This is a genomic window from Sphingomonas sp. Leaf33 (genome assembly GCF_001421785.1).
In the GTDB taxonomy this organism is placed as follows: Bacteria; Pseudomonadota; Alphaproteobacteria; order Sphingomonadales; family Sphingomonadaceae; genus Sphingomonas.
Map to the genome: position 1 here is coordinate 1,176,990 of NZ_LMLB01000001.1, position 23,889 is coordinate 1,200,878.

Genomic DNA, 23,889 nt, shown 5'->3' on the forward strand with positions numbered 1-23,889 from the left:
AACGATCATGGCCCGCAGCCATCCGCTCGAGCGTTACCGCAATATCGGCATCATGGCGCACATCGACGCCGGCAAGACGACGACGACCGAGCGCATCCTTTATTACACCGGCAAGTCTTACAAGATCGGCGAAGTGCATGAAGGCACCGCGACGATGGACTGGATGGAGCAGGAGCAGGAGCGCGGGATCACGATCACGTCGGCTGCCACCACCTGCAAGTGGAAGGCCGAGGACGGTCAGGGCGAAGAGCATCTGATCAACATCATCGATACCCCGGGCCACGTCGACTTCACGATCGAAGTCGAGCGTTCGCTGCGCGTGCTCGACGGTGCGGTCGCGTGCTTCGACGGCGTTGCCGGTGTCGAGCCGCAGTCGGAAACCGTGTGGCGTCAGGCGGACAAGTACAAGGTTCCGCGGATGTGCTTCGTCAACAAGCTCGACCGCACCGGTGCCGATTTCTACTATTGCGTCGACACGATCGTCGATCGCCTGGGTGCCCGCCCGGCCGTGCTGTACCTGCCGATCGGCATGGAAGGCGGCTTCAAGGGCCTGGTCGATCTGGTCAACAATCGCGCGATCATCTGGCTGGAAGAGTCGCTGGGCGCGAAGTTCGAATATCAGGACATCCCGGCGGACCTCGCCGAGAAGGCCGCGAAGTATCGCAGCGACCTGATCGAAATGGCGGTCGAGCAGGACGACGCCGCCATGGAATCGTACCTGGAAGGCACCGAGCCGACCGTGGCCGAGCTGAAGGCGCTGATCCGCAAGGGCACGCTGGCGATGGAATTCGTGCCGATCGTCTGCGGCTCGGCCTTCAAGAACAAGGGCGTTCAGCCGCTGCTCGACGCGGTGGTCGACTATCTGCCGTCGCCGCTCGACATCCCGGACGTTCAGGGCGTGAAGCTCGACGGCGAGACCCCGGATTCGCGTCCGGCGTCAGACGACGCGCCGCTGTCGCTGCTCGCGTTCAAGATCATGAACGATCCGTTCGTCGGCTCGCTCACCTTCGCCCGCATCTATTCGGGCACCCTGACCAAGGGTGGCTACCTGAACTCGGTAAAGGACAAGAAGGAAAAGATCGGCCGTATGCTCCTCATGCACGCGAACTCGCGTGAGGACATCGACGAGGCGCGTGCCGGTGACATCGTCGCCATCGCGGGCCTGAAGGAAACGACGACCGGCGACACGCTGTGCGATCCGGCGCATCCGATCATCCTGGAGCGCATGGAGTTCCCGGAACCGGTCATCGAGCTGTCGGTGGAGCCGAAGACCAAGGCCGACCAGGAAAAGATGGGCATCGCGCTCAACCGCCTGGCTGCCGAGGATCCCTCGTTCCGCGTGTCGACCGATCACGAATCGGGCCAGACGATCATCAAGGGGATGGGCGAACTCCACCTCGAGATCCTCGTCGATCGCATGAAGCGCGAGTTCAAGGTCGAGGCGAACGTCGGTGCGCCGCAGGTGGCATATCGCGAATATCTGAAGAAGCCGGTCGACGTCGACTACACGCATAAGAAGCAGTCGGGTGGTACCGGCCAGTTCGGTCGCGTGAAGGTGAAGCTGACGCCGGGCGAGCGCGGTGCGGGCATCGTTTTCAAGGACGAGATCAAGGGCGGTAATATTCCCAAGGAATATATCCCCGCGATCGAAAAGGGCTTCCGCGAGACGGCCGCCACGGGTTCGCTGGTCGGCTTCCCGATCATCGATTTCGACATCGTCCTGTACGACGGCGCGTACCACGACGTCGATTCGTCGGCGCTGGCGTTCGAAATCACCGCGCGCGGTGCGATGCGTGAAGCCGCCCAGAAGGCCGGCATCACGCTGCTGGAGCCGGTGATGAAGGTCGAAGTCATCACCCCGGAAGACTATCTGGGCGACGTCATCGGCGACATGAACAGCCGCCGTGGCCAGATCCAGGGCACCGACACGCGCGGCAACGCGCAGGCGGTGACGGCAATGGTCCCGCTGGCGAACATGTTCGGCTATGTGAACTCGCTGCGGTCGTTCACGCAGGGCCGCGCGAACTACTCGATGCAGTTCTCGCACTATGACGAGGTTCCGCAGAACGTCGCCGACGAGGTGAAGGCCAAGCTGGCCTAAGGCGCACGGGGCCAAGGCGACTTGGCCCCGAGACGCCGAAAGGCCGGCCGGCCGTGGCGACGCCACGGTCCGACGACAGCGGATTAACTCCGCTGTCGGCCCTTCCATCGGGGAGGGGGCTGGAAATCAATCGAATCCCTCGCTAAGGGGCCGCGTCCAGCACGCGGCACCGCTCGCGAACAAGACAATTCAGACCAGAAGGTAGGAAACAATGGCCAAGGCAAAATTCGAGCGGAACAAGCCGCACCTGAACATCGGCACCATCGGTCACGTCGACCATGGCAAGACGTCGCTGACCGCCGCGATCACCAAGATCCTGGCAGAGAACGTTGCCGGCAACGCCGCCGTCGACTTCGCGAACATCGACAAGGCGCCGGAAGAGCGTGAGCGCGGCATCACCATCTCGACCGCGCACGTCGAGTACGAGACCGACGCGCGTCACTATGCGCACGTCGACTGCCCAGGCCACGCCGACTATGTGAAGAACATGATCACCGGTGCCGCCCAGATGGACGGCGCGATCCTGGTCGTCGCCGCGACCGACGGTCCGATGCCGCAGACCAAGGAGCACATCCTGCTCGCGCGTCAGGTCGGCGTGCCGACGATGGTCGTCTTCCTCAACAAGTGCGACCTGGTCGACGACGAGGAAATCCTCGAGCTGGTCGAAATGGAAGTCCGCGAAGAGCTCAGCAAGCGCGAGTTCGACGGCGACAACATTCCGATCATCCGTGGCTCGGCGACCGCCGCCCTCAACGGCACCGACGACAAGCTGGGCAAGGACGCCGTCCTGGCCCTGATGGCCGCCGTCGACGAATCGATCCCGCAGCCGGATCGTCCGCTCGACAAGCCGTTCATGATGCCGATCGAAGACGTGTTCTCGATCTCGGGCCGCGGCACCGTCGTGACCGGCCGCGTCGAGACCGGCATCGTCAAGGTCGGTGAGGAAGTCGAGATCGTCGGCATCCAGGACACTGTCCGCAAGACCACTGTCACGGGCGTCGAAATGTTCCGCAAGCTGCTCGACCAGGGCCAGGCCGGCGACAACATCGGCGCGCTGATCCGCGGCGTGGGCCGTGAAGAAGTCGAGCGTGGCCAGGTTCTGGCCAAGCCGGGTTCGATCAAGCCGCACACCGACTTCAAGTCGGAAGTGTACGTGCTGTCGAAGGACGAGGGTGGTCGTCACACGCCGTTCTTCGCCAACTATCGCCCGCAGTTCTACTTCCGTACGACCGACGTGACCGGCACGATCGAGCTGCCGGAAGGCACCGAGATGGTGATGCCGGGCGACAACGTCGCTCTCGGCATCAAGCTGATCGCGCCGATCGCCATGGACGTGGGCCAGCGCTTCACGATCCGCGAAGGCGGCCGCACCGTCGGTGCAGGCGTCGTGGCGACGATCGAGAAGTAAGCTTCGCCCGAAAGGGCTGAGTTCGAAGAGCCCGGCTTCCCCAAGGGGAGGCCGGGCTTTTTTCGTTCTGGGGCGGGTAAGGGGCGTGTGGTTGGGCGGACGCTTCGTTTAGGGGCGGGGAAGGGACGTGCTCTCCTGCCGACGCAGGGAAGCGATGCGCGCGGCGTAACCCCACCCGTCCGTCACCCCGGCGAAGGCCGGGGTCCACCGCGCCGCGACGGACTCCGCAGAGGCTCAAGTCCTTCCACGAGCCTCCCGATGGACCCCGGCCTTCGCCGGGATGACGGATGGGGGGAGGGGTGGGGCGCGACTCCCTCCTTTCGTGCTGAGCTTGTCGAAGCACCGTACTACGATACAGTTGCTATGGCCTTGCGGCACGAAGACCGGTGCTTAGACAGGCTCAGCACGAACGGGGAAGGCACATGGCGAAGACGGCACATCGATGGGCGTCTGCCATCGTGAGCGCGACCCTTGCGGCGTGCCAGCCCGCCCCGCCGCCACCACCGCCCGCAAACGTCAGCTTCGACGGCCTGCCCGTCACCGGCACCCGAGCCTTTGCCGAGCAGCTCGGCTTCACGCCGTGCATCGATACCGGCAGCGCACTGCGGTGCCGCCGTGGTGGCGTCACGATCCTCGGGGCCGGGCCGTATCAGGGCGCGGTCGATGTCGCGAGGCGGCAGGCGGCCGGCTTCTCCCAGCTCACGCTGTGGCACGATACCGATCAGTCGGCGCTGTTCGCTGTCGTGGAGGCGCTGGGCATCCGGGGTTGGCAGCGGTGCCGGACGGGTTCGGAAAACCAGGGCGACCAGGAAATCTGGACGAAGGCCGGAGCGCGGGTCCGCTTCTCGATGGACCTGAGCTACTGGGGCAAGCGCCGCCTGCGCGTCCTGCCCGAAGCGGGGCAGGCGACCGGAAAATGCTGGTGATGCGCGCGGGCACTCGTCGCTTTTTCGTGTCCCGGGGTTGATCCCGTCCTGACTCGCCTGTAAGGGCCCGCGTCTCAGTTAGGTTCAACAGCAAGAACCCCGGCAACGGGGTCCGCTCTTTCGCATCGGTAGGGTACATGGACAACAATATCCGCATTCGTCTGAAGGCGTTCGACCACCGCGTGCTCGATGCCGCGACCGGCGAGATCGCCGACACCGCGCGCCGCACCGGCGCTCTGATCCGTGGTCCGATCCCGCTTCCGACCAAGATCGAGAAGTTCACGGTCAACCGTGGTCCCCACATCGACAAGAAGAGCCGCGAGCAGTTCGAGGTGCGCACGTACAAGCGTATGCTCGACATCGTGCAGCCGACCGCCAACACGGTCGACGCGCTGATGAAGCTCGACCTGGCCGCCGGCGTCGACGTCGAGATCAAGCTGGCATAATTCCACGCCGCCTTGTCCATCCCGGGCATGGCGGTGAAGCGGGGTGGTCCTGTTGACGGAAGCGGTCGCTTCCCCTAAGGGGCCATCTCCCGCCGCGGGTTTACCCGCTGCGTGCTGAGAATCGCTTCGGCGATCCTCACGAAAGCAGGGATACCGGCCAGTCACCGACTGGCGCCTGAGTCCCCGTCTTTCGCTTTATGACGAAGCGAAAACGCTGGCCCTGACGGGGGCACTTGGAATTGGGCTGGCCCTTCGACGTAGTCGGGGGGTCTTTTCGTTGGCACGCTCCCGGGAACGGGAGCCTCTGTTTGGAAGGAATACGCATCATGCGCACAGGCGTGATCGCGAAGAAGTTGGGCATGACCCGGCTGTTTCAGGACGATGGGCGCCACGTGCCCGTGACCGTCCTGCAGCTCGATGGTCTCCAGGTCGTCGCACGCAAGGAAAACGACCGTGACGGTTATGTCGCGGTGCAGCTGGGCGCGGGCAGCGCCAAGGCCAAGAATGTCGCCAAGCCGCAGCGCGGCATGTTCGGCAAGGCCGAGGTCGAGCCCAAGGCGATCCTGGCGGAATTCCGCGTGACCGAGGATAACCTGCTCGACGTCGGTGCCGAGATTTCGGCAGAACATTACATCGCCGGCCAGATGGTCGACGTCCAGGGCACGACCCAGGGCAAGGGCTTCGCCGGTGCCATGAAGCGCTGGGGCTTCGGCGGTCTGCGCGCGACGCACGGCGTGTCGGTCTCGCACCGTTCGCACGGTTCGACCGGTAACCGCCAGGACCCGGGCCGCGTCTTCAAGAACAAGAAGATGGCCGGCCACATGGGCGCCCGCACCCGCACCCAGCAGAACCTCGAGATCGTCTCGACGGATGCAGAGCGCGGCCTGATCTTCGTGAAGGGCTCGGTGCCCGGCTCGAAGGGTGGCTGGCTGCTCGTCAAGGACTCGGTCAAGCTGAAGCCGAACCAGGACGCGCCGCGTCCGGCCGGCCTGAAGCAGGCCGCCAACACCAATACCGCTGACGCTGCTACGGCAACGCCCGCGACCGACGGCCAGGAGGGCTGAACGTGAAGGTCAAGGTTCAATCCTTCGCCGGTACGAATGCGGCAGATGTCGAGCTGAACGACGAGGTCTTCGGCCTCGAACCGCGCGCCGACATTCTGCACCGCGTCGTCACCTGGCAGCTCGAGAAGCGTCGCGCGACCGCGCGTGGCACTCGCGAGCGTTCGGACGTCGCTCGCACCGGCAAGAAGCTCGGTCGTCAGAAGGGCGGCGGTGTCGCCCGTCACGGTGATCGCCGCGCTCCGGTGTTCGTCGGTGGTGGTAAGGCGCACGGTGCGCGTGTTCGCGACTTCAATCCGTCGCTGAACAAGAAGATTCGCGCACTCGGCCTGAAGATGGCTCTGTCGAGCCATGCCAAGGCGGGCACGCTGGTCGTCATGGACACGCTGAACGTCGACGGCAACAAGACCAAGACGCTCAAGGGCGACCTCGCGAAGCTCGGCTTCGGCAAGACCGCGCTGGTCATCGATGGCGATGCCGTCGAGACGAGCTTCGCTCTGGCCGCGGGCAACCTGCGCGAAGTCAGCATCCTACCGGCCGTGGGCGCCAACGTCTACGACATCCTGAAGCATGACACGCTGGTGCTGACCCGCGCCGCTGTCGAGAAGCTGGAGGCGCGCTTCAATGGCTAAGCCGCAGAAAGCCGCGGTCGCGAACCGCCACTACGACGTCATCCTGGCGCCGCACATCACCGAGAAGTCGACGCTGATCAGCGAAGCCAATGCGGTGGTGTTCAAGGTCGCCAACGACGCATCGAAGCCTGAGATCAAAGCTGCCGTCGAGGCGCTGTTCAACGTCACCGTCACCGGTGTGAACACGCTGGTCCAGAAGGGCAAGACGAAGCGCTGGAAGGGCACGCCCTACAGCCGCAGCGACATGAAGAAGGCGATTGTCACGCTGAAGGACGGCGACTCGATCGACGTCACCACGGGGGTCTGAGGGTCATGGCACTCAAGAATTACAACCCCACTTCGCCCGGCGTCCGCGGCCTGATCCTGGTCGACCGCTCGGCGCTGTGGAAGGGCCGTCCGGTCAAGGCGCTCACCGAGGGCAAGACCAAGACGGGTGGCCGCAACAACAAGGGCCATGTGACCTCGCGCGGCATCGCCGGCGGTCACAAGCAGCGCTATCGCATCATCGACTTCAAGCGTCGTACGTGGGATATCGAAGGCACCGTCGAGCGGATCGAATATGATCCCAACCGCACCGCGTTCATCGCGCTGGTGTCGTACGGCGACGCGGCGGACCAGGCCTACATCATCGCTCCCCAGCGCCTCGGCGTCGGTGACAAGGTGATCGCGGGCAAGAAGACCGACGTGAAGCCGGGCAACGCGATGGAGCTGGGCTCGGTGCCGGTCGGCACGATCGTCCACAACGTCGAGATGAAGCCGGGCAAGGGCGGCCAGATCGCCCGTTCGGCAGGCACGTACGTTCAGGTCGTCGGTCGTGATCGCGGCATGGTCATCGTCCGTCTGAACTCGGGCGAGCAGCGCTACATCCACGCCAACTGCATGGCGACGATCGGTGCGGTGTCCAACCCCGACAACCAGAACCAGAACCTCGGCAAGGCCGGCCGCAATCGCTGGCTGGGCAAGCGCCCGCTGACCCGCGGCGTCGCCAAGAACCCGGTCGACCACCCGCACGGCGGTGGTGAAGGCCGGACCTCGGGCGGCCGTCATCCGGTCACCCCGTGGGGCAAGCCGACGAAGGGTGCGCGCACCCGTCACAACAAGGCGACGGACAAGATGATCATCCGCAGCCGCCACGCGAGGAAGAAGTAATGGCTCGCTCCGTCTGGAAGGGTCCGTTCGTGGACCTGAACCTTCTGAAGAAGGCAGAGGCCGCTCAGGACGCCGGCACCCGTGCCGGTGCGATCAAGACCTGGTCGCGTCGTTCCACCATCCTGCCGCAGTTCGTCGGCCTGACCTTCAGCGTCTACAACGGCCGCAAGCACGTGCCGGTGTCGGTGAACGAGGACATGGTTGGCATGAAGCTCGGTGAGTTTGCGCCGACCCGGTTCTTCCCGGGCCATGCCGCTGACAAGAAGGGCAAGCGCTGATGTCTAAGGATAAGGCTCCCCGTCGCGTCGCCGACAACGAAGCGCTGTCGGTCGGCACGCAGATCCGCGGTTCGGCGCAGAAGCTGAACCTGGTCGCCGGGCTGATCCGCGGCCGCAAGGTCGGTGACGCGCTGAACATCCTCGCCTTCTCGAAGAAGGCGATGGCTGTCGATGCGCGCAAGGTGCTCGCCTCCGCGATCGCCAACGCCGAGAACAACCACAACCTGGACGTCGACGCCCTCGTCGTCGCCGAGGCGTCGGTCGGCAAGTCGATCACCATGAAGCGCTTCGCGACGCGCGGCCGTGGCAAGTCCACCCGCATCCTGAAGCCGTTCAGCCGTCTGCGCATCGTCGTGCGCGAGCAGGAAGAAGCGTAATGGGTCACAAGAGCAACCCCATCGGTCTGCGTCTGCAGATCAACCGCACCTGGGATAGCCGCTGGTTCGCAGAGGGCGCCGATTACGGTCGCCTGCTGCTCGAGGATCTCAAAATCCGCCAGTATATCCTGAAGACGCTGCCGCAGGCCGCGATCTCGAAGGTGGTGATCGAGCGTCCGGCAAAGCTGGCGCGTATTTCGATCTATGCGGCCCGTCCCGGTGTCATCATCGGCAAGAAGGGCAGCGACATCGAGAAGCTGCGCAAGACGCTGAACGGCATGACCTCTTCGGAAGTCTCGCTGAACATCGTCGAGATCCGCAAGCCGGAAATCGATGCCAAGCTCGTCGCGCAGGGCATCGCCGACCAGCTCGAGCGTCGTATCGCCTTCCGCCGCGCCATGAAGCGTGCGGTGCAGTCGGCGATGCGTCTGGGTGCCGACGGCATCAAGGTGATGTGCGGTGGCCGCCTGGGCGGTGCCGAGATCGCGCGGACCGAGAGCTATCGTGAAGGCCGCGTGCCGCTGCATACGCTGCGTGCGCACCTCGACTATGCAGAAGCGCAGGCGCACACCGCCTACGGCGTCTGCGGCGTGAAGGTCTGGATCTTCAAGGGCGAGATCCTGGGTCACGACCCGCTCGCGCAGGAGCGGCTGATGATGGAAGCGCAGACCTCGGGCGTCCGCCCGATGCGCGACGATCGCCGGAACTAAGGGCTAGATCATGCTGCAACCGAAAAAGACCAAGTTCCGCAAGCAGTTCAAGGGCCGCATCCATGGTGTGGCCAAGGGCGGCACGGACCTGAACTTCGGCTCGTACGGGCTGAAGGCGATGGAGCCGGAGCGGATCACCGCACGCCAGATCGAGGCGGCTCGCCGTGCGATCACGCGCCACATCAAGCGCCAGGGTCGCCTCTGGATCCGCATCTTCCCGGACGTCGCCGTTTCGTCGAAGCCGGCCGAAGTCCGCATGGGCTCGGGCAAGGGTGCGCCGGAATATTGGGCCGCGCGCGTCAAGCCGGGTCGCATTCTGTTCGAACTGGACGGTGTCGCGGGTCCGCTCGCCGCAGAAGCGTTCGAGCGTGCGGCCATGAAGCTGCCGATCAAGACCAAGGTCGTCGCGCGCCTCGGCGACACGTCGCACCTGGAAGGATAAGACAATGACGAAGGCAACCGATCTTCGCGCCAACAGCGACGATCAGCTGAACGAGCAGCTGGGCAACCTGAAGCGCGAGCAGTTCAACCTGCGCTTCCAGGCGGCCACCAGCCAGCTCGAGAAGCCCAGCCGCGTCCGCGAAGTCCGTCGCGACATCGCACGCATCAAGACCCTGCAGGCGCAGCGCGCCGCAGCGGCCAAGTAAGGACTGAGAAGACATGCCGAAGCGCGTGCTGACCGGGGTGATCGTCTCGGACAAGACCGACAAGACGGTGGTTGTGAACGTGGAGCGCAAGGTCAAGCACCCGCTCTACGGCAAGATCATCCGCCGTTCGAAGAAGTACCACGCCCATGACGAGGCGAACGAGTACAAGCAGGGCGAGACCGTGCGCATCGAAGAGACGGCGCCGATCTCGAAGCTGAAGACGTGGAAGGTCGTCGAGCGGGTCAACACCCACGCGACGCCGGAACGCGTCGAGCTGTCGGGCGAAGAGGCCGCAGCGGCGTAAGCCAATCGCTCCGTCCCGATTTGCGCGTTGCCTTGTGCGATGCGGCAAGTTGGGGCAGGGGCTTTCGACTTCGCCCGGTCCTGCAAAGGGACTGGGCGAAATTTTAAGGCGGCGCCGGGTCGGTATCCGGTGCCAGATAGAGAGAAGGATACGGATCGATGATCCAGATGCAGTCCAATCTCGACGTCGCTGACAACAGCGGCGCGAAGCGGGTGCAGTGCATCAAGGTGCTGGGCGGGTCGAAGCGTCGCTTCGCCGGCGTGGGCGACGTCATCGTCGTCAGCATCAAGGAAGCCGCTCCCCGTGGCAAGGTGAAGAAGGGTGACGTGCACCGCGCCGTCATCGTCCGCACCGCCAAGGACGTTCGCCGCGCCGATGGCTCGGTCATTCGTTTCGACGGCAACGCCGCCGTCCTGGTCAACAAGAACGAGGAGCCGATCGGCACCCGTATCTTCGGCCCGGTCGTCCGCGAGCTGCGTACGAAGGGTTTCATGAAGATCATCTCGCTTGCTCCGGAGGTGCTGTAATGGCTACCGCGAAGATCAAGAAGGGTGACCGCGTCATCGTCCTGTCCGGCAAGGACAAGGGCAAGACGGGTGAAGTCACCGCGTCGCACCCGAAGGACGGCAAGGTCGTCGTGTCGGGCGTGAACATCGCCGTGCGCCACACCAAGCCGACGCAGGGCGACCCGCAGGGCGGCCTGAAGCGTTCGGAAGCGCCGCTGCACATCTCGAAGGTCGCGCACGTGACCGCCGACGGCAAGCCGACGCGCGTCCGGTTCGAGACCAAGGACGGCAAGAAGGTCCGCGTGGCCGTGAAGACCGGGGAGGCGATCAATGGCTGATGCTTACACGCCGCGCCTGCGCAAGCAGTATGACGAGAGCATCGCCAAGGCGATGCAGGAGAAGTTCGGGTACAAGAACGTGCTCGAGGTTCCGCGTCTCGACAAGATCGTGATCAACATGGGCGTCGGCGAGGCGACCCAGGACAAGAAGAAGGTCGACCAGGCTGCCTCCGAAATGGAGAAGATCGCCGGCCAGAAGCCTGTCATCACGAAGGCGAAGAAGTCGATCGCGCAGTTCCGTCTGCGCGAAGGCATGCCGATCGGCGTGAAGGTCACCCTTCGCCGCGAGCGCATGTACGAATTCCTCGATCGTCTCGTGACGATCGCGATGCCGCGTATCCGAGATTTCCGCGGGCTGAACCCCAAGTCGTTCGACGGCCGCGGCAATTATGCGATGGGTCTGAGGGAACAGCTGATCTTCCCGGAAATCAGCTATGACAGCGTGGACAAGATCCGCGGCATGGACATCATCGTGACCACCACCGCGAAGACCGACGAGGAAGCGCGCGAGCTGCTCCGTCTGTTCGGCTTCCCCTTCATCGGCATGGTCGGCGACCAGGCCGAGAAGCAAGCGGCATAAAGAGAGCTTAAGTCCAATGGCGAAACTGAGTTCGATCAACAAGAACGAGAAGCGCAAGCTGCTGGTGAAGAAGTACGCCGGCAAGTATGCGAAGCTCAAGGCGACCGCGAATGACGAGAGTCTCGACGAGACCGAGCGTCTGATCGCGCGTCTGAAGATGGCGGAAATCCCGCGCAACGGTAACCCGACGCGCATCCGCAATCGCTGCGAGCTGACCGGGCGCCCGCGCGCCTATTACCGCAAGTTCCGCCTCGCGCGTGTGATGCTGCGTGAACTGGCCAACAAGGGCCAGATCCCGGGTCTCACGAAGTCGAGCTGGTAAGGGTAGCAAGATGGCATTGACCGATCCCCTGGGTGATATGCTCACCCGCATCCGCAACGGCCAGCGTGCCCGCAAGGACAGCGTGCTGACCCCGGGTTCGAAGCTGCGCCAGCGCGTGCTCGATGTGCTTCAGCGCGAAGGCTACATCCGTGGCTACAGCGAAGAGCAGATGGGCCCCGCCGCCGGTATCCGCATCGAGCTGAAGTATTTCGAGGGCCAGCCGGCGATCAAGCACGTCGCGCGCGTCTCGAAGCCGGGCCGCCGCGTCTATTCGGGTTCGACCGAACTGCCGCGCGTCCGCAACGGCCTGGGCATCACCATCGTTTCGACGCCGAACGGCGTTCTGTCCGACGCCGAAGCGCGTGAGCAGAACGTCGGTGGCGAAGTGCTCGCGGAGGTGTTCTGATGAGCCGCATCGGTAAGAAGCCGGTCACCGTACCGGCAGGCGTGACGACCTCGATCGAGGGCAAGACGCTGACCGTGAAGGGCCCGAAGGGCGCCCTGAACCTCGCGATGCGCGACGAGATCAGCTACACGCTCGAGGACGGCGGCATTTCGGTGCAGCCGGCCAACGAGAGCAAGTCGGCGCGCGCCTTCTGGGGCATGCAGCGGACGCTGGTGCAGAACCTGGTGACCGGCGTGACCGAGGGCTTCTCGAAGAAGCTGCTCATCACCGGCGTCGGCTATCGTGCCAACGCGCAGGGTCGCAAGCTGAAGCTGCAGCTGGGCTATTCGCATGACGTCGATCTCGATGTGCCGGAAGGCGTCGAGGTCAAGACGCCGGATCAGACCACGGTCGAGATCTCGGGGTCGGACAAGCAGGCGGTCGGCCAGTTCGCCGCGGAAATCCGTCGCTGGCGTAAGCCCGAGCCGTACAAGGGCAAGGGCATCAAGTACGACGGCGAGTTCATCTTCCGCAAGGAAGGGAAGAAGAAGTAATGACCAAGGGTCTCTCCCTCTTCGAGAAGCGGCGTCGCCGCAACCGCACTGCGCTGCGCGCGCGTGCGGGCACTCGCCCCCGTCTGAGCGTGCATCGCTCGGGCAAGCACATCTACGCACAGGTCATCGACGACGCGGAGGGCAAGACCCTCGCGGCCGCCTCGACGCTGGGCAAGGACAATGCCGGCAAGTCCGGCGCGACGATCGACGCTGCCAAGGCGGTCGGTCAGCGCGTGGCCGAAGCGGCGAAGGCCGCGGGCGTCACCCAGGTCGTGTTCGACCGCGGTGGCTTCCTGTTCCACGGTCGCGTCAAGGCGCTGGCGGAAGCCGCACGTGAAAGCGGATTGGAGTTCTAAGATGGCCGACGAGAACAACACGCCGGAAACCGGCGCGCCGGTCGAGACTTCGGCTGCAACCAACGACGCGCCCCAGCAGGGTGGCGGCGGATACCAGGGCGGTGGCCGCGGTCGCGGTGGTCCGGGCGGCGGCGGCGGTGGCCGTGGTCGCGGTCCGGGTGGCCCCGGCGGCAATCGTGGCGGTCGTGACGGTGGTCGCGGTCGTGACGGCCGCGGTGGTCGCCCCGGCAGCCAGGACGACGGCGGCGAAGAGCTGATCGAGAAGCTGGTCCACATCAACCGCGTCTCCAAGACGGTGAAGGGCGGCAAGCGCTTCGGCTTCGCCGCGCTGGTCGTCGTGGGTGACGGCAAGGGCCGGGTCGGCTTCGGCCACGGCAAGGCGCGCGAAGTGCCGGAAGCCATCTCCAAGGCGACTGCCGCTGCGAAGAAGGCCATGGTCCGCGTGCCGCTGAAGGATGGCCGCACGCTGCATCACGACGGCAACGGCCACTTCGGTGCCGGTCGCGTGACCATCCGTACGGCACCTGCCGGTACCGGCATCATCGCCGGCGGCCCGATGCGCGCGATCTTCGAATCGCTCGGCGTCCATGACGTCGTGACGAAGTCGGTCGGCACGTCGAACCCGTACAACATGATCCGTGCCACCTTCGAGGCGCTGACCGAGCAGACTTCGCCGAAGTCGGTCGCCCAGCGTCGCGGCAAGAAGATCGCCGACCTGCTCGGCCGCGGTGGGTCTCAGACCGCCGAGGCGGACGCAGCTGCGATCGCGGAGTAACCGAGCAATGGCTACCATCAAGATCAAGCAGATCGGTTCGCCGATCCGCCGCACCAAGGATCAGCGCGCAACGCTGATCGGCCTGGGCCTCAACAAGATGCACAAGGTCAGCGAGCTCGAGGACAGCCCGGAAGTTCGTGGCATGATCCGCAAGCTGCCGCACATGGTGGAGATCGTGGAGGGCTGAAGCCTTCCACCTTTCCCAGGTGACAAATGCGGGGAAGGGGGCTAACGGCCCCCTTCCTCTTTTATCAAGCGCGAACATAGCGAAAGCGAGTGCACAACCATGAAACTGAACGAACTCCGCGATAACGCCGGCGCCCGCCACCGCAGGATGCGGGTCGGCCGTGGTATCGGCTCGGGCAAGGGCAAGACCGCAGGCCGCGGCGTCAAGGGTCAGAAGAGCCGCGAAGGCGTCTCGATCAACGGCTTCGAGGGCGGCCAGATGCCGCTCCACATGCGCATCCCGAAGCGCGGCTTCAACAACATCTTCGCCAAGGACTATGCCGAGGTGAACATCGGCGCGATCCAGAAGGCGATCGACGCGGGCAAGCTCGATGCATCGGCAGCGCTCGACCAGGCAGCGCTGAATGCCGCCGGCCTGACGCGCGGCGGCAAGGACGGCGTGCGCGTGCTCGGCAAGGGCGACCTGACCGCAAAGCTGACCCTGACGGTCGCGGGTGCGTCGAAGTCGGCTGTCGAAGCGATCGAAAAGGCCGGTGGCTCTGTGACGATCCCGGAGATCGTGGCCGCCGCCGACAAGGCAAAGGCCAAGCACCGTGTCGTGCAGAAGGCCAAGGCCGAGAAGAAGGCGTCGTTCAAGAAGTGATCGTGGCGGCGGGCCGGACAGCGTTCCGGCCCGCTTCAGCGTTCACAATGATTGGCGCCGCGGGTTAGACAAGCGCGCGTCGGCGCCTATATGAGCGGCGGGGCGGGTCACAACGCATCCCGCCGTCTTTGTTTCCGGGAACCTCATCACCCATGGCATCCGCAGCCGATAACCTGGCATCCGGCCTGAATTTGTCGAAGTTCGGCAAGGCGACCGACCTCAAGAAGCGCCTCTGGTTCACCATCGGTGCGCTGATCGTGTTCCGCCTGCTCAGCTACGTGCCCCTGCCGGGCGTCGATGCGACGGGTCTGGCCGCGCTCGCCAACCGCACGCGCGGCGGCGTGCTCGACTTCTTCAACACCTTCTCGGGCGGTGCACTGGAGCGTGCCTCGCTGATCGCGCTGGGCGTCATGCCCTACATCACGGCGTCGATCGTCGTGCAGCTCGCCACCTCGCTCAGCCCGCAGCTCGCCGCCATCAAGAAGGAAGGCGAATCGGGCCGCAAGAAGCTCAACCAGTACACCCGCTACGGCACGGTGCTGCTGACCGCGATCCAGGGCTATTTCATCGCGACCGGCTTCGAAGCCGGCGGTGCGGTGGTCGAGCCGGGCATGGTGTTCCGCGTGACCGCGATCATCTCGCTGATCGGCGGCACGATGTTCCTGATGTGGCTGGGCGAGCAGATCACCAGCCGCGGCGTCGGCAACGGCATATCGCTCATCATCATGGCGGGCATCGTGGCCCACCTGCCGCGCACGCTGATCCAGCTGTTCGAGGGTGGCCGCTCGGGCTCGCTCAATCCGCTGTCGGTCGCCGCGATCATCGTCGCGGTTATCGCGCTGGTGCTGTTCATCTGCTTCATGGAGCGCGCGCAGCGCCGCATCCTGATCCAGTATCCCAAGCGCCAGACCGCGCGCGGCGTCCAGGCCGAGCGCAGCCACTTGCCGCTAAAGCTGAACACCGCGGGCGTCATCCCGCCGATCTTCGCTTCGTCGCTGCTGCTGCTGCCGCTGACGATCACGCAGTTCGCCGGCCAGCGTGTTGCAGGCGAGAGCACGTTCGGCGACTTCGTCATCACGCTGAACCAGTATCTCACGCACGGGTCGCCGGTGTACATGGCGCTGTATGGCGCAGGCATCATCTTCTTCTCGTTCTTCTACACCGCGGTCGTCTTCAATCCCGAAGAGACGGCGGACAATCTGAAGCGCTATGGCGGGTTCATTCCGGGCATCCGTCCGGGCAAGAACACCGAGAAGTATTTCGATTACGTCCTGACCCGCATCACCGTCATCGGTGCCGCGTATCTGACGATCATCTGCCTGCTGCCGGAATATCTGGTGTCGGCGCTCAGCATCCCGTTCTACCTAGGCGGCACGTCGCTGCTGATCGTCGTCAACGTGACGATGGACACGGTGACGCAGATCCAGTCGCATTTGCTGGCGCACCAGTATGGCGACCTGATCAAGAAGGCCAAGCTGAAGGGCGGGCGGCTGCGCTGAGGCGCGCCGTCCACCGATACCGTCTATCGCGACAAGGGGAGCCGCGACGTGAATATCATCCTTCTCGGGCCTCCGGGCGCAGGTAAAGGCACCCAGGCGAGCCGGCTCGAGGCCGATCGCGGCATGGTCCAGCTGTCGACCGGCGACATGCTGCGTGCCGCGGTCAAGGCGGGCACGCCGGTCGGCCTGAAGGCCAAGGCAGTGATGGAAGCGGGCGAGCTGGTGTCCGACGCGATCGTGTCGGCGCTGATCGGCGAGCGGCTCGACATGGCCGACACCGTCAAGGGCGCGATCTTCGACGGCTATCCTCGCACCGCCCCCCAGGCCGCTGCCCTCGACCTGCTGCTGAGCGAGCGCGGGCGCCGCCTCGACGCGGTGATCGAACTGGCGGTGAACGAGGAGGCGCTGGTCGATCGCATCACCGGCCGCTTCACCTGCGCCAAATGCGGTGCCGGATACCACGACACCTACAAACAGCCGCGCGAGGACGGCGTCTGTGACGTCTGCGGCTCGACCGAATTCAAGCGCCGCCCGGACGACAATGCGGAAACGGTGCGTACGCGCATGGCAGAATATCGCGCGAAGACCGCGCCGATCCTGCCGATCTACGAAGCGCGCGGCATCGTCCACCGTGTCGACGGCATGGCCGATATCGCCCACGTCACGACCGAGATCGAAGCGATCCTCGACCGACTAGGGTAAGGCGACCGCCCGGGTTCGCGTCGACTCGGCGGTCGGGTTCCTGACATTGCGCAAGTATTGGCGGATGTCCGCGCGTCGCGGATGCCGGCGCGTGCAATGCGGTGTCGTGCCGATCGCGCGGGCGGATGACATATTTGTCATGTGGGCGTCACCACGCCGTCGGGTGGCACACTCCATAACGGACCTCGGAACGGCGATGCGCCGATCCTGGAATGACCGTACAAGGAGATTTGCGATGACCCGTCTGCTGCTGTCGACCGCCGTCCTGGCCCTGATCGCCGCCCCGACGATCGCCGAGGCGAAGAAGCCGCACCCGGCGCCCGCCAAGCACAAGGTCGTGAAGACCACGACGCGCACGACGACCGCCGCCAAGAAGTAACTCGCTCCCCCCAAGGCGAGGCAGCGGCCGGAGGGGTGTCCACCACCCCTCCGGCCGCACCGCGTTTGTGCGGGGCGCGCACGATGCTATCGAACAGGTCATGAGCCGCAAGATTCTGATCGTGGAAGACGACGCCGCGGCCGCCGCCTATCTGGCGAAGGCGTTCGCCGAGAATGGCTTTGCGGTCGAAACCGCGTCGAACGGTCGCGACGGGCTGTTCCTCGCCAGCGAGGCGAGTTTCGACCTGCTGATCGTCGACCGGATGCTGCCCGGGCTGGATGGCCTGGCGATGATCGGCGCCCTGCGCGCGGCGGGCATCGCGACTCCGGCGATCATCGTATCGGCCCTCGCCAGCGTCGACGACCGAGTCGATGGACTGAAGGCAGGGGCCGACGATTACCTGCCCAAGCCTTTCGCCTTTTCCGAACTCAGCGCGCGCGTGGAGGCGATGCTGCGCCGACAGGACCGTCGCGCCCAACCGACCGCCGCGACCGCGCTGCGGGTCGGCGACCTCGACATCGACCTGCTGTCGCGCCGCGTCACGCGCGCCGGCCGCCCGATCGCGGTCGGCGCCCGCGAATTCGCCATCCTGGAATATCTCGCGCGTCATGCCGGCCAGGTCGTCACCCGGACGATGATGCTCGAGAAGGTCTGGAACTATCATTTCGACCCCGGGTCGAACGTCATCGACGTCCACATCGCGCGGTTGCGCCGCAAGATCGAGGAGGGGGCAGGGCCCATCCTGCATACGGTGCGGGGTGCGGGATATATGCTGTCGGCCGACGCGTGACCCGCTTGTCGACGACCGCTCGGATGGGGTTGCTGGCGATCGCGCTGGCGCTGGTCGCGGGCTGGATACCCGTCGCGCTGCTGTGGCAGTCGACCCACGATGACGCGATCGAGACACTGCGTCGCGACGTCGGCGAGCGCGACCGCGAACTGGCCGTCGCCGTCGCGCGCCGTGGCGATACCGCGCTGGCGCAGGAAATCGCACAGGTCCGCTCTGCCGACGATCCCTCGCTCGTGCTGGCGCTGGTCGATGCGGCGGGCCGCCGCCGGGCCGGGTTGGGGCCCGATCGATTGTCTTTCGCCCCGACCGCCGGCTTTCGTATCGCGCGCATCGGCACGGCGGGCGATTGGGCCGCGCGTGAAGCGGGCGTGACCCTGCGCCGATGGCACGGCGGATGGTTGGTGACCGGGCGGATGCTCGACGAATGGGAAGAGGCGCAGCGCGGGATCGAGCGGGCGCTGCTGGCGTCGGCGATCGCCGCGCTGGTGCTGGGCGTCCTCGGCGGCGTCCTGCTGACGCGCTATGTCACGCGCCGGGTCGATGCCGTCGCGCTGACCGCCGACGCGGTGGCGGCGGGCGAGTTGCACCGCCGTGTCACCTTGCCGCCCGCCGGCCACGACGCGTTCGACCGGCTCGGCCTGCGCGTCAACGCGATGCTCGACCGGATCGAGCGGCTGATGGAGGAACTGCGCGTCGTCACCGACAGCCTGGCCCACGACCTGCGCTCGCCGGTCGCGCGCCTGCGGGCCAGGGCGGAAGCCGCGCTGGCGGCCCGCGATGCCGGACAGCGCGACGCGGCGCTGAACGGCCTGATCGGCGAGGCGGACGTACTGGGCCGGATGCTCGGCGTCCTGCTCGACATCAGCCGGTTCGAAGGGATCGCGCGCCGCACCGGCTTCGTGGCGGCCGATCCCGCCGGGATCGCCGCGGCGGTCGCCGACCTGTACGAACCCGTGCTCGAGGATGCGGGCATCGCCTTTGCGACCGCCATCACGCCGGTTGCGCCGCTGGACCTGCACCGCGAATTGCTGTCGCAGGCGCTGGCCAATCTGATCGACAATGCCGTCCGCCATGCTCCTGCGGGCGGCAGCATCACGCTGTCGGTCGTCGAGGACGGGCAGGGCGTGCGGATCGCCATCGCCGACCGCGGCCCCGGCATCGCACCCGAGGACCGCGATGCGGCACTGCGCCGGTTCGGCCGCCTCGACCCCGCCCGCACCGCGCCGGGGGTCGGGCTGGGGCTGACGCTGGTCGCTGCGGTCGCGCGGCTGCACGGCGGACACCTGGAGCTGGGCGACAACGCGCCGGGGCTGCTGGCGACGCTGGTCCTGCCACGGACGTAGCGACCGGTCATACGGGAGGGCCGGGCAGGTTTGATCTTCGGCCGGTAACCTGTCAGCCCCGAACCATGGACGCACTCACGACTTTCGGCCTGTTCGCGGTTACCGCAATGCTGGTCTGCTATATGCTGGAGGACCGCTCGCCCTGGTGGACGCTGGTGTTCGCCCTCGCCTGCGCGTGCGGTTCGGCCTATGGCTTTCTTCAGGGCGCGTGGCCGTTCGGCCTCGTCGAGTTGGTCTGGGCGGGTGTCGCGGTCGCCAGATGGCATCGCTTGCGCCGAAGCGGCCGACAGGCGGGTTGACTTGCCGCGTGCCGGTGCGTAATTGCGGCGACTTCCGAACCTCCGGCTGACCGGCGGCGCCATTGGCGCACGTCGGTATTCGTGCGTTTCGGGAAAATTTCAACGCGTTGAGATGCGTCGGCGGCCATGCTGACGTGTGGAGCTGGGAGACCAAATTTCATGGCACGTATTGCGGGCGTCAACATCCCGACCAACAAGCGCGTGATCATCGCGCTGCAGTATATTCACGGTATCGGCCCGTCGAAGGCCAAGCAGCTGACCGACAAGCTGGCGATCGCGCCGGAACGTCGCGTTCAGGACCTGACCGACCAGGAAGTGCTGCAGATCCGCGAAGCGATCGACGCCGACCACACCGTGGAAGGCGATCTGCGTCGCCAGACCGCGATGAACATCAAGCGTCTGATGGACCTGGCCTGCTACCGCGGCTTGCGTCACCGCAAGGGCCTGCCGGTCCGCGGCCAGCGCACGCACACCAACGCGCGCACCCGCAAGGGCAAGGCCAAGCCGATCGCGGGCAAGAAGAAGTAAGCGCGGGGCGCTTACTTCTCCGCCGGACGGCAGGTGTGAGGCAGACCGCCCACCGCCATCCGGATTTTCCCCGATCCACTTGAGACATCAGGTCAGGAACACCACATGGCACAAGCACCGCAGCGTATTCGCCGTCGCGAACGCAAGAACATCACCGCCGGCGTCGCGCACGTGAACGCCAGCTTCAACAACACCATGATCACCATCACCGATGCCCAGGGCAACGCCATTTCGTGGTCGTCGGCCGGCATGATGGGCTTCAAGGGCTCGCGCAAGTCGACCCCGTATGCGGCACAGGTCGCCGCGGAAGACGCGGGCAAGAAGGCCGCCGAGCACGGCGTCCGCACCCTGGAAGTGGAAGTCAAGGGTCCGGGTTCTGGCCGCGAATCGGCGCTGCGTGCGCTGCAGGCGGTCGGTTTCCAGATCACCTCGATCCGCGACGTGACCTCGATCCCGCACAACGGTGTGCGTCCGTCGAAGCGCCGCCGCGTCTAATTACCGTTCGTCGGTCCGCGCGCGGTTGATCGCGCTGCGCGGACCGAATTTTTTTCAGGCATCGGCCCGATCAGCCGGTGCCCAAGAGCAAGGGGTAGCCCGTGTCCGTCAATCCCAAGAACTGGCAGGAACTCAAGAAGCCCAACGGCCTCGAGAAGAAGGGCGGCGATGGCAAGCGCAAGTCGACCTTCGTCGCCGAGCCGCTGGAGCGTGGCTTCGGCCTGACGCTCGGCAACGCGCTGCGTCGCGTGCTGCTGTCGTCGCTGCAGGGTGCCGCCGTCACCTCGATCAAGATCGAGAACGTGCTGCACGAGTTCTCGTCGCTGGCCGGCGTCCGTGAGGACGTGACGGACATCGTCCTGAACGTGAAGCAGATCGCGCTGAAGATGCAGGGCGAAGGCCCCAAGCGCCTCCAGCTCTCGGCCACCGGCCCGGGCGAAGTGAAGGCCGGCGACATCGCGGTGTCGGGCGATATCGAGGTGATGAACCCCGATCTCGTCATCTGCCATCTCGACGACGGCGCGACGCTGAACATGGAACTGACCGCCGACACCGGCAAGGGCTACGTTCCGGCTGCGAACAACCGTCCGGCCGATGCGCCGATCGGGCTGATCCCGGTCGATGCGCTCTACTCGCCGGTGCGCCAGGTGTCGTACAAGGTCGATCCGACCCGCGTCGGGCAGGACCTGGATTACGACAAGCTGACGCTGACGGTCGAGACCGACGGCACGGTGACCCCGGACGACGCGGTGGCCTATGCCGGCCGCATCCTCCAGGACCAGCTGGCGCTGTTCGTCCACTTCGACGATTCGAGCGTTACCCGCTCTGCGCCGATCGGCGTTGCCGCCCCGTCGGCGGCTCCGGCGGAAACCGGCGACACCGCGACCATCAACCGCTTCCTGCTGAAGAAGGTCGACGAGCTCGAACTGTCGGTCCGCTCAGCCAACTGCCTCAAGAACGACAACATCATCTACATCGGTGACCTGGTCCAGAAGACCGAAGCCGAGATGCTGCGCACGCCGAACTTCGGCCGCAAGTCGCTCAACGAGATCAAGGAAGTGCTGTCCTCGATGGGCCTGCGCCTGGGCATGGAAATCCCGGGCTGGCCGCCTGAGAACATCGAAGAGATGGCGAAGAAGCTCGAGCAGGAAATCCTCGGCTGATCTGTCACGGATGTACCGGCAAGACAAAAGGGGCGCCCTCATCGGGCGCCCTTTTTTTGTCCGAAGAATTGCGCGGTCGGTTGCTTGCGGTTCGGGAAAACTGTTGTTAGCCTCCGGTAATGTCTTGGGGGAGGCTGTCTTTTCGACCGGCGCGTTGGGTGATCGCGCTAGCGGCGATTGCGCCGATACCTTGCGTTGCGCGGGCGCAGGATGCCCAGTCTTCCAAACCAGTCGCTGAAGCGAAGGGCGACGCGTCGGGCTTCGTCGTTCCGGCCCTTACAGTCGTGACGCTGGAAATCCGGTCTGCGCTCGGCAGCAAGCTGAGCAAGCCGGGCGATCTCTTTCCCATCCGTCTGGTCGATCCGATCATGGACGGCGACCGGGTGGTCGTGCCGGCGGGCGCGACCGGAACCGGCGAAGTGGTTCATGCCAAGAAGGCCGGCGGTAGTGGTACGGGCGGTGAGCTCGTGCTGGCTGCGCGGTATCTGGATGTCTGCGGGCGTCAGTTGCGCTTACGCAGCCTGCATATGGCGCCGAACGGACGGTCGAAGACGGATTTGGTCAATGCGATCAACGTCGCGAGTGCGGCGCTGGGACCGATAGCCGCCATGTCCGCCTTTCTGATCCGCGGCGGTGAGGTCGACGTGGCGGAAGGCACGCTGGGTGTCGCCAAGACCGCGCAGCCATTCACGATTCAACCTGTCGAAGGCGGAGCGGCATCAGGCACCGGCTGTCCGGCGGGCTAGAATTCACAAGAGGGGGATGTTCCATGTTCGTTAAGTACGCTTTTGCGGCTGCCGTCGCATTGTCATCGACCGTCGCGCCGGCGGTTGCCGCCGACGCCAAGGCGACGACGCCGATCGCCATCCCGGCACCGCCGGCCGGCATGGGGCAGATCGTCTTCTTCCGGCCCGGTGGCATGGGCATGGCAATGGGGTGTTCCGTCAACGAAAACGGAAAGAAGGTCAGCTCGCTGGGGTCGGGCAAGTATTTCATCATGGTGGCCCCGCCGGGACGTCATGAATTCTCGGTCAAGAGCGAAGCCAAGGACACGCTCGCGCTGGAAGTCGAAGCGGACGAAACGCAGTACGCCGCTTGCAAGATAAAGATGGGGATCATGGCGGGCCGCCCCGATATCCGCCCGGCGACTGAAGCGGAGTTCCGCAAGCACGCAAAGCTGAAAATGGTCGACGCAGACGATATGGGGCCAGGCGAGGGGGCACTTCGCCCCGATCAGGTGGCGTCCGCAGCGACCGCCTCGTCGGTGGCGACGCCGCGATAACACTCGCGTCGGTGAGCCGGCCGTGTCCCTGGGGAGAGACATCGGACATGGTCGGCTCGCTTGACAGCCGCGGCGAAATCCGCTTGTGGCTGCGGCTCTCTCGATAGAGCTGGTTTTGGCGGTGCCGTTTCATCGCCTGGTCCGGGGTACCTCACACGGCCCCCGAACGAACGAAGGAAAGACCCATGCGTCATCGCGTTGGCGGCCGTAAGCTGCAGCGTACCTCGGCCCATCGTATTGCGCTGTTCCGCAACATGTCGGCCGCGCTCATCAAGCATGAGCAGATCACCACCACCGTCGCCAAGGCGAAGGAACTGCGTCCCTACGTCGAGAAGCTGATCACGCTGGCGAAGAAGGGTGGTCTTTCGAACCGCCGTCTCGCGCACGCTCGCCTGCTCGACGATGCGCAGCTGGGCAAGCTGTTCGATACGCTGGCGTCGCGCTACGCCGATCGCAACGGCGGCTATACCCGCATCATCAAGGCCGGCATCCGCGCATCGGACGCGTCGCCGATGGCCATCATCGAGTTCGTCGACCGCGACGTCTCGGCCAAGGGCCAGGATTCGGGTCCGGTGATGAACGAGGAATTCGAAGAGGCGTGAGCCTAGCGTAGCTAGGCGCCCGAACCCTCTTCGAACGGCCGGCGGTGTTCAGGCACCGTCCGACGACGCGGCTTTGCCGCGGCGTTCGTAGAATGGGATCGGCACTTCGCAGTCTAAGCGCTT

Annotated in this window: 36 protein-coding genes; all 36 read left to right on the forward strand. The window is 65.4% G+C overall.

Annotated elements, in window-relative coordinates:
- Window positions 1–7 precede the first annotated feature (7 nt).
- The 36 genes from fusA to rplQ all read left to right on the forward strand — a co-directional run bounded on the left by fusA (window position 8) and on the right by rplQ (window position 23,766).
- Window positions 8–2,101, forward strand: a complete 2,094-nt coding sequence (gene fusA, locus ASE86_RS05835) for an elongation factor G (protein WP_056423572.1) — start codon at window positions 8–10, stop codon at window positions 2,099–2,101.
- A 211-nt stretch (window positions 2,102–2,312) separates the two neighbouring features.
- Entirely contained in the window at window positions 2,313–3,509 is a 1,197-nt protein-coding gene (gene tuf / locus ASE86_RS05840; RefSeq protein ID WP_056423574.1) for an elongation factor Tu, read from the forward strand.
- Window positions 3,510–3,967: 458 nt separating this feature from the next.
- Window positions 3,968–4,435, forward strand: a complete 468-nt coding sequence (locus ASE86_RS05845; RefSeq protein WP_235524001.1) for a hypothetical protein — start codon at window positions 3,968–3,970, stop codon at window positions 4,433–4,435.
- 137 nt (window positions 4,436–4,572) lie between these two features.
- Window positions 4,573–4,881 (forward strand): 30S ribosomal protein S10, encoded by a 309-nt coding sequence (gene rpsJ, locus ASE86_RS05850; RefSeq protein ID WP_056423578.1) that lies wholly within the window; start codon window positions 4,573–4,575, stop codon window positions 4,879–4,881.
- A gap of 326 nt (window positions 4,882–5,207) precedes the next feature.
- Window positions 5,208–5,945: a 50S ribosomal protein L3 gene (gene rplC, locus ASE86_RS05855; RefSeq protein ID WP_056423580.1), complete on the forward strand. Its 738-nt coding sequence runs from the start codon at window positions 5,208–5,210 to the stop codon at window positions 5,943–5,945.
- Window positions 5,946–5,947: 2 nt separating this feature from the next.
- A complete protein-coding gene (rplD, locus tag ASE86_RS05860; RefSeq protein WP_056423582.1) occupies window positions 5,948–6,574 on the forward strand; it encodes a 50S ribosomal protein L4 in 627 nt (208 codons plus the stop codon).
- Window positions 6,567–6,881 carry a 50S ribosomal protein L23 gene (locus ASE86_RS05865; RefSeq protein ID WP_056423583.1) on the forward strand — a complete coding sequence of 105 codons (315 nt, stop codon included), beginning with the start codon at window positions 6,567–6,569 and terminating at the stop codon, window positions 6,879–6,881. Before rplD ends, ASE86_RS05865 begins: the two co-directional genes overlap by 8 nt.
- A 5-nt stretch (window positions 6,882–6,886) precedes the next feature.
- Complete coding sequence (rplB, locus tag ASE86_RS05870; protein WP_056423584.1) at window positions 6,887–7,723, forward strand: 50S ribosomal protein L2; 837 nt, start codon at window positions 6,887–6,889, stop codon at window positions 7,721–7,723.
- On the forward strand, window positions 7,723–8,001 hold the full coding sequence (gene rpsS / locus ASE86_RS05875; RefSeq protein ID WP_056423586.1) for a 30S ribosomal protein S19: 279 nt from the start codon (window positions 7,723–7,725) through the stop codon (window positions 7,999–8,001). The genes rplB and rpsS overlap by 1 nt, the downstream gene beginning before the upstream one ends.
- A complete protein-coding gene (gene rplV / locus ASE86_RS05880) occupies window positions 8,001–8,378 on the forward strand; it encodes a 50S ribosomal protein L22 (protein WP_056423587.1) in 378 nt (125 codons plus the stop codon). The genes rpsS and rplV overlap by 1 nt, the downstream gene beginning before the upstream one ends.
- Window positions 8,378–9,088 (forward strand): 30S ribosomal protein S3, encoded by a 711-nt coding sequence (rpsC, locus tag ASE86_RS05885; RefSeq protein ID WP_056423589.1) that lies wholly within the window; start codon window positions 8,378–8,380, stop codon window positions 9,086–9,088. The genes rplV and rpsC overlap by 1 nt, the downstream gene beginning before the upstream one ends.
- Before the next feature lie 10 nt (window positions 9,089–9,098).
- Window positions 9,099–9,530 (forward strand): 50S ribosomal protein L16, encoded by a 432-nt coding sequence (rplP, locus tag ASE86_RS05890; protein ID WP_056423592.1) that lies wholly within the window; start codon window positions 9,099–9,101, stop codon window positions 9,528–9,530.
- Window positions 9,531–9,534: 4 nt separating this feature from the next.
- Window positions 9,535–9,735 carry a 50S ribosomal protein L29 gene (gene rpmC, locus ASE86_RS05895; RefSeq protein ID WP_056423594.1) on the forward strand — a complete coding sequence of 67 codons (201 nt, stop codon included), beginning with the start codon at window positions 9,535–9,537 and terminating at the stop codon, window positions 9,733–9,735.
- Window positions 9,736–9,748: 13 nt separating this feature from the next.
- A complete protein-coding gene (gene rpsQ, locus ASE86_RS05900) occupies window positions 9,749–10,039 on the forward strand; it encodes a 30S ribosomal protein S17 (protein WP_056423596.1) in 291 nt (96 codons plus the stop codon).
- 158 nt (window positions 10,040–10,197) lie between these two features.
- Window positions 10,198–10,566, forward strand: coding sequence for a 50S ribosomal protein L14 (gene rplN, locus ASE86_RS05905; protein ID WP_056423598.1), 369 nt, complete (start codon window positions 10,198–10,200; stop codon window positions 10,564–10,566).
- Window positions 10,566–10,883: a 50S ribosomal protein L24 gene (gene rplX, locus ASE86_RS05910; RefSeq protein ID WP_056423600.1), complete on the forward strand. Its 318-nt coding sequence runs from the start codon at window positions 10,566–10,568 to the stop codon at window positions 10,881–10,883. The genes rplN and rplX overlap by 1 nt, the downstream gene beginning before the upstream one ends.
- Window positions 10,876–11,463 (forward strand): 50S ribosomal protein L5, encoded by a 588-nt coding sequence (rplE, locus tag ASE86_RS05915; RefSeq protein ID WP_056423602.1) that lies wholly within the window; start codon window positions 10,876–10,878, stop codon window positions 11,461–11,463. The genes rplX and rplE overlap by 8 nt, the downstream gene beginning before the upstream one ends.
- Window positions 11,464–11,479: 16 nt before the next feature.
- Window positions 11,480–11,785 (forward strand): 30S ribosomal protein S14, encoded by a 306-nt coding sequence (gene rpsN / locus ASE86_RS05920; protein WP_056423604.1) that lies wholly within the window; start codon window positions 11,480–11,482, stop codon window positions 11,783–11,785.
- A gap of 10 nt (window positions 11,786–11,795) precedes the next feature.
- The gene (rpsH, locus tag ASE86_RS05925) at window positions 11,796–12,191 is read left to right on the forward strand and encodes a 30S ribosomal protein S8 (RefSeq protein ID WP_056423606.1); all 396 of its coding nucleotides are present in this window, start codon (window positions 11,796–11,798) and stop codon (window positions 12,189–12,191) included.
- The gene (gene rplF / locus ASE86_RS05930) at window positions 12,191–12,724 is read left to right on the forward strand and encodes a 50S ribosomal protein L6 (RefSeq protein ID WP_056423607.1); all 534 of its coding nucleotides are present in this window, start codon (window positions 12,191–12,193) and stop codon (window positions 12,722–12,724) included. Before rpsH ends, rplF begins: the two co-directional genes overlap by 1 nt.
- Complete coding sequence (gene rplR, locus ASE86_RS05935) at window positions 12,724–13,080, forward strand: 50S ribosomal protein L18 (protein ID WP_056423608.1); 357 nt, start codon at window positions 12,724–12,726, stop codon at window positions 13,078–13,080. Before rplF ends, rplR begins: the two co-directional genes overlap by 1 nt.
- Window position 13,081: 1 nt before the next feature.
- Complete coding sequence (gene rpsE, locus ASE86_RS05940; RefSeq protein ID WP_082441700.1) at window positions 13,082–13,855, forward strand: 30S ribosomal protein S5; 774 nt, start codon at window positions 13,082–13,084, stop codon at window positions 13,853–13,855.
- 7 nt (window positions 13,856–13,862) lie between these two features.
- On the forward strand, window positions 13,863–14,042 hold the full coding sequence (gene rpmD / locus ASE86_RS05945) for a 50S ribosomal protein L30 (RefSeq protein ID WP_056423610.1): 180 nt from the start codon (window positions 13,863–13,865) through the stop codon (window positions 14,040–14,042).
- Window positions 14,043–14,141: 99 nt separating this feature from the next.
- On the forward strand, window positions 14,142–14,684 hold the full coding sequence (rplO, locus tag ASE86_RS05950; RefSeq protein WP_056423613.1) for a 50S ribosomal protein L15: 543 nt from the start codon (window positions 14,142–14,144) through the stop codon (window positions 14,682–14,684).
- Between the two features lie 152 nt (window positions 14,685–14,836).
- Window positions 14,837–16,183: a preprotein translocase subunit SecY gene (gene secY, locus ASE86_RS05955; RefSeq protein WP_056423615.1), complete on the forward strand. Its 1,347-nt coding sequence runs from the start codon at window positions 14,837–14,839 to the stop codon at window positions 16,181–16,183.
- 48 nt (window positions 16,184–16,231) lie between these two features.
- On the forward strand, window positions 16,232–16,885 hold the full coding sequence (locus ASE86_RS05960) for an adenylate kinase (RefSeq protein WP_056423617.1): 654 nt from the start codon (window positions 16,232–16,234) through the stop codon (window positions 16,883–16,885).
- Between the two features lie 235 nt (window positions 16,886–17,120).
- A complete protein-coding gene (locus tag ASE86_RS15925; RefSeq protein WP_156347036.1) occupies window positions 17,121–17,264 on the forward strand; it encodes a hypothetical protein in 144 nt (47 codons plus the stop codon).
- 100 nt (window positions 17,265–17,364) lie between these two features.
- Window positions 17,365–18,054, forward strand: a complete 690-nt coding sequence (locus ASE86_RS05965) for a response regulator transcription factor (RefSeq protein ID WP_056423618.1) — start codon at window positions 17,365–17,367, stop codon at window positions 18,052–18,054.
- Window positions 18,051–19,397: a sensor histidine kinase gene (locus tag ASE86_RS05970; RefSeq protein WP_056423619.1), complete on the forward strand. Its 1,347-nt coding sequence runs from the start codon at window positions 18,051–18,053 to the stop codon at window positions 19,395–19,397. Before ASE86_RS05965 ends, ASE86_RS05970 begins: the two co-directional genes overlap by 4 nt.
- 65 nt (window positions 19,398–19,462) lie before the next feature.
- On the forward strand, window positions 19,463–19,696 hold the full coding sequence (locus tag ASE86_RS05975; protein WP_056423620.1) for a hypothetical protein: 234 nt from the start codon (window positions 19,463–19,465) through the stop codon (window positions 19,694–19,696).
- Window positions 19,697–19,855: 159 nt separating this feature from the next.
- Window positions 19,856–20,224, forward strand: a complete 369-nt coding sequence (gene rpsM, locus ASE86_RS05980) for a 30S ribosomal protein S13 (protein ID WP_056423621.1) — start codon at window positions 19,856–19,858, stop codon at window positions 20,222–20,224.
- A 105-nt stretch (window positions 20,225–20,329) separates the two neighbouring features.
- Window positions 20,330–20,719, forward strand: coding sequence for a 30S ribosomal protein S11 (rpsK, locus tag ASE86_RS05985; protein WP_019516037.1), 390 nt, complete (start codon window positions 20,330–20,332; stop codon window positions 20,717–20,719).
- A gap of 101 nt (window positions 20,720–20,820) precedes the next feature.
- Entirely contained in the window at window positions 20,821–21,882 is a 1,062-nt protein-coding gene (locus ASE86_RS05990) for a DNA-directed RNA polymerase subunit alpha (protein WP_056423622.1), read from the forward strand.
- 284 nt (window positions 21,883–22,166) lie between these two features.
- Window positions 22,167–22,628 (forward strand): hypothetical protein, encoded by a 462-nt coding sequence (locus tag ASE86_RS05995; RefSeq protein ID WP_056423624.1) that lies wholly within the window; start codon window positions 22,167–22,169, stop codon window positions 22,626–22,628.
- Window positions 22,629–22,768: 140 nt separating this feature from the next.
- Window positions 22,769–23,164, forward strand: coding sequence for a DUF2846 domain-containing protein (locus tag ASE86_RS06000; protein WP_162233311.1), 396 nt, complete (start codon window positions 22,769–22,771; stop codon window positions 23,162–23,164).
- A 185-nt stretch (window positions 23,165–23,349) separates the two neighbouring features.
- Window positions 23,350–23,766: a 50S ribosomal protein L17 gene (rplQ, locus tag ASE86_RS06005; protein ID WP_056423628.1), complete on the forward strand. Its 417-nt coding sequence runs from the start codon at window positions 23,350–23,352 to the stop codon at window positions 23,764–23,766.
- The last annotated feature ends 123 nt before the right edge of the window (window positions 23,767–23,889 follow it).

Coding starts and splice junctions, on each gene's coding strand:
- rpsC (WP_056423589.1), top strand. CDS start 8,378: ATGGGTCACAAGAGCAACCCCATCGGTCTGCGTCTGCAGATCAACCGC.
- rpsN (WP_056423604.1), top strand. CDS start 11,480: ATGGCGAAACTGAGTTCGATCAACAAGAACGAGAAGCGCAAGCTGCTG.
- secY (WP_056423615.1), top strand. CDS start 14,837: ATGGCATCCGCAGCCGATAACCTGGCATCCGGCCTGAATTTGTCGAAG.
- ASE86_RS06000 (WP_162233311.1), top strand. CDS start 22,769: ATGGGGCAGATCGTCTTCTTCCGGCCCGGTGGCATGGGCATGGCAATG.
- rplV (WP_056423587.1), top strand. CDS start 8,001: ATGTCTAAGGATAAGGCTCCCCGTCGCGTCGCCGACAACGAAGCGCTG.
- rplR (WP_056423608.1), top strand. CDS start 12,724: ATGACCAAGGGTCTCTCCCTCTTCGAGAAGCGGCGTCGCCGCAACCGC.
- rplO (WP_056423613.1), top strand. CDS start 14,142: ATGAAACTGAACGAACTCCGCGATAACGCCGGCGCCCGCCACCGCAGG.
- rpsS (WP_056423586.1), top strand. CDS start 7,723: ATGGCTCGCTCCGTCTGGAAGGGTCCGTTCGTGGACCTGAACCTTCTG.
- rplF (WP_056423607.1), top strand. CDS start 12,191: ATGAGCCGCATCGGTAAGAAGCCGGTCACCGTACCGGCAGGCGTGACG.
- ASE86_RS05975 (WP_056423620.1), top strand. CDS start 19,463: ATGGACGCACTCACGACTTTCGGCCTGTTCGCGGTTACCGCAATGCTG.
- rpsQ (WP_056423596.1), top strand. CDS start 9,749: ATGCCGAAGCGCGTGCTGACCGGGGTGATCGTCTCGGACAAGACCGAC.
- rplE (WP_056423602.1), top strand. CDS start 10,876: ATGGCTGATGCTTACACGCCGCGCCTGCGCAAGCAGTATGACGAGAGC.
- rpsM (WP_056423621.1), top strand. CDS start 19,856: ATGGCACGTATTGCGGGCGTCAACATCCCGACCAACAAGCGCGTGATC.
- ASE86_RS05965 (WP_056423618.1), top strand. CDS start 17,365: ATGAGCCGCAAGATTCTGATCGTGGAAGACGACGCCGCGGCCGCCGCC.
- rpmD (WP_056423610.1), top strand. CDS start 13,863: ATGGCTACCATCAAGATCAAGCAGATCGGTTCGCCGATCCGCCGCACC.
- rplB (WP_056423584.1), top strand. CDS start 6,887: ATGGCACTCAAGAATTACAACCCCACTTCGCCCGGCGTCCGCGGCCTG.
- ASE86_RS15925 (WP_156347036.1), top strand. CDS start 17,121: ATGACCCGTCTGCTGCTGTCGACCGCCGTCCTGGCCCTGATCGCCGCC.
- tuf (WP_056423574.1), top strand. CDS start 2,313: ATGGCCAAGGCAAAATTCGAGCGGAACAAGCCGCACCTGAACATCGGC.
- rpsJ (WP_056423578.1), top strand. CDS start 4,573: ATGGACAACAATATCCGCATTCGTCTGAAGGCGTTCGACCACCGCGTG.
- rpsH (WP_056423606.1), top strand. CDS start 11,796: ATGGCATTGACCGATCCCCTGGGTGATATGCTCACCCGCATCCGCAAC.
- rplN (WP_056423598.1), top strand. CDS start 10,198: ATGATCCAGATGCAGTCCAATCTCGACGTCGCTGACAACAGCGGCGCG.
- rplC (WP_056423580.1), top strand. CDS start 5,208: ATGCGCACAGGCGTGATCGCGAAGAAGTTGGGCATGACCCGGCTGTTT.
- rplP (WP_056423592.1), top strand. CDS start 9,099: ATGCTGCAACCGAAAAAGACCAAGTTCCGCAAGCAGTTCAAGGGCCGC.
- rpsK (WP_019516037.1), top strand. CDS start 20,330: ATGGCACAAGCACCGCAGCGTATTCGCCGTCGCGAACGCAAGAACATC.
- ASE86_RS05865 (WP_056423583.1), top strand. CDS start 6,567: ATGGCTAAGCCGCAGAAAGCCGCGGTCGCGAACCGCCACTACGACGTC.
- rpsE (WP_082441700.1), top strand. CDS start 13,082: ATGGCCGACGAGAACAACACGCCGGAAACCGGCGCGCCGGTCGAGACT.
- rpmC (WP_056423594.1), top strand. CDS start 9,535: ATGACGAAGGCAACCGATCTTCGCGCCAACAGCGACGATCAGCTGAAC.
- fusA (WP_056423572.1), top strand. CDS start 8: ATGGCCCGCAGCCATCCGCTCGAGCGTTACCGCAATATCGGCATCATG.
- rplX (WP_056423600.1), top strand. CDS start 10,566: ATGGCTACCGCGAAGATCAAGAAGGGTGACCGCGTCATCGTCCTGTCC.
- rplQ (WP_056423628.1), top strand. CDS start 23,350: ATGCGTCATCGCGTTGGCGGCCGTAAGCTGCAGCGTACCTCGGCCCAT.